Consider the following 1,750-nt stretch of genomic DNA (forward strand, 5'->3'; position numbering starts at 1 on the left):
GCCCGCCGCCGCGGCGGCCCCGCCGGTCCCGGCCGCCGCCGCGGAACGCGCCGCGGCGCCCGCCGCGGGGCCGCCCGGGGCGGGCTGGACCCAGGTCTTCGGCGACGAGTTCGGCGCCCCGGCCGTCGATACCGCCAAGTGGAACTTCCGCACCGACGTGAAGGCCAACAGCGCCCAGCGGCCGCAGAACGTCACCCAGTCCGGCGGCGCCCTGCACATCGCGCTGAAGAAGGAGGACCACGCCGGCAAGCAGTTCACGGGCGGCGGCGTCATCTCCAAGAAGCACCTGCGCTACGGCTACTACGAGACCCGCGCCAAGATCAACGACGGCGCCGGCTGGCACACCGCCTTCTGGCTCCAGGCCGGCGACGGCAGCACCACCTTCCCCGCCGAACAGCGCAGCGAGATCGACGGCTTCGAGACGGACTCGGTCAACCCGACCAGGACCTCGCACAACGTGCACGGCTGGGTGGGCAGCGGCGTCCACGGCCCGGTCACCTACGGCTCCGGGACCTACGACACCGGTCTCGACCTCAGGCAGTGGCACACCTACGGCATCGACTGGTCCGAGAGCGGCGCGAAGTTCTTCATCGACGGCAGCCTGAAGTACACGGCCCCGTACACCCCCGGCCAGTGGATGCACGACTACACCGCCGTCTGGCTCACCAGCATCGCCACCGGCGCGCTGCCCGACGCGGACAAGCTGCCCTCGGCCGCCTCCTTCGACTACGTCCGCTACTGGCAGCGCGACTACTACGTCGACAACGACGGCGCCGCCGCCTACGGCTACTCCGCCACCGGCACCTGGCAGCCCAGCGCGCTCACCGGCTGGACCAAGGACTCGCCCGTCTCCTACGGCTGCGCCGCGGGCGCCGAGGCGACGTGGCGGCCCCGGCTGCGGGCGGCCGGCACGTACGAGGTGTTCATCCGCAAGTCCGTCTCCGCCACCGGCGGCGACCCCGCCGCGAAGGTGACCCTGGACAACGCCGGCGCCGTCACCACTCGCACGCTCGACGAGCGCTCCGGCAGCCCCGGCTGGGTCTCGCTGGGCACGCAGACCTACCAGGCCGGTGAGAGCGCCTCGGTGTCGCTCACCGCGAGCGGGACGGGCTGCGCGCACGCCGACGCGGTGAAGTTCGTACGCCGCTAGCGGACGGCCCGCAGCGCCGGACACCTGGAATCGGATACCGGTCCCGCCATGCGGGGCCGGTTTCCGTCATCCGGTTCCGGCTGCGGGGCTACAGGAAGCGTTCCCGGAGGTCCGGGCGGAGCCAGGCGGCGGGGGAGGAGATGCTGAGGCCGCCGTCCACCGGCAGCACCGCGCCCGTGATGAACGACGCCGCGGGGGAGGCCAGGAAGTGCACCGCCGCCGCGACCTCCGGCGGGGTGCCGGTACGGCCCAGGGGGTAGCCCTCGGCGACGCGCGGCAGCGGCGGGGTGCCGATCATGCCGGGCGCCACCGCGTTGACGCGGACGCCGCGCGGGCCGTAGTCGAGGGCGAGTTGGCGGACGAGGCCCTCGACACCGGCCTTCGCCGCCGCGTAGGCGGGCAGCCCGGGGGCGGCGAGGAAGGCGTTCACCGAGGTGACGGCGACGACCGCCGAGCCCGGCGGGAGCCGGGGGAGCGCCGCGCGGGCGACGTAGAACGCCGTGTCCAGCGTGGCGGACTGGGCCAGCCGCCACTGCGCCTCCGTGGTCTCCGCCGCCCGCGCCACCGGCTGCGCCGCCGCGGCCAGCACCACGACGTCCA

2 protein-coding genes are annotated in these 1,750 nt (G+C 74.5%); one reads left to right on the forward strand and one right to left on the reverse strand.

Annotation, left to right across the window (positions count from 1 at the left end; genetic code table 11):
* The coding region (locus tag H5J30_RS31235; protein WP_181790895.1) for a glycoside hydrolase family 16 protein at positions 1-1,150 on the forward strand (1,150 nt) is incomplete at its 5' end.
* An 88-nt stretch (positions 1,151-1,238) separates the two neighbouring features.
* Here H5J30_RS31235 and H5J30_RS31240 read toward each other — a convergent pair.
* Positions 1,239-1,750 (reverse strand): SDR family oxidoreductase (locus H5J30_RS31240; RefSeq protein WP_181790897.1); only part of this gene is annotated, 512 nt, incomplete at its 5' end.

The organism is Streptomyces phytophilus, assembly GCF_013870535.1.
Lineage (GTDB): Bacteria > Actinomycetota > Actinomycetes > Streptomycetales > Streptomycetaceae > Streptomyces > Streptomyces phytophilus.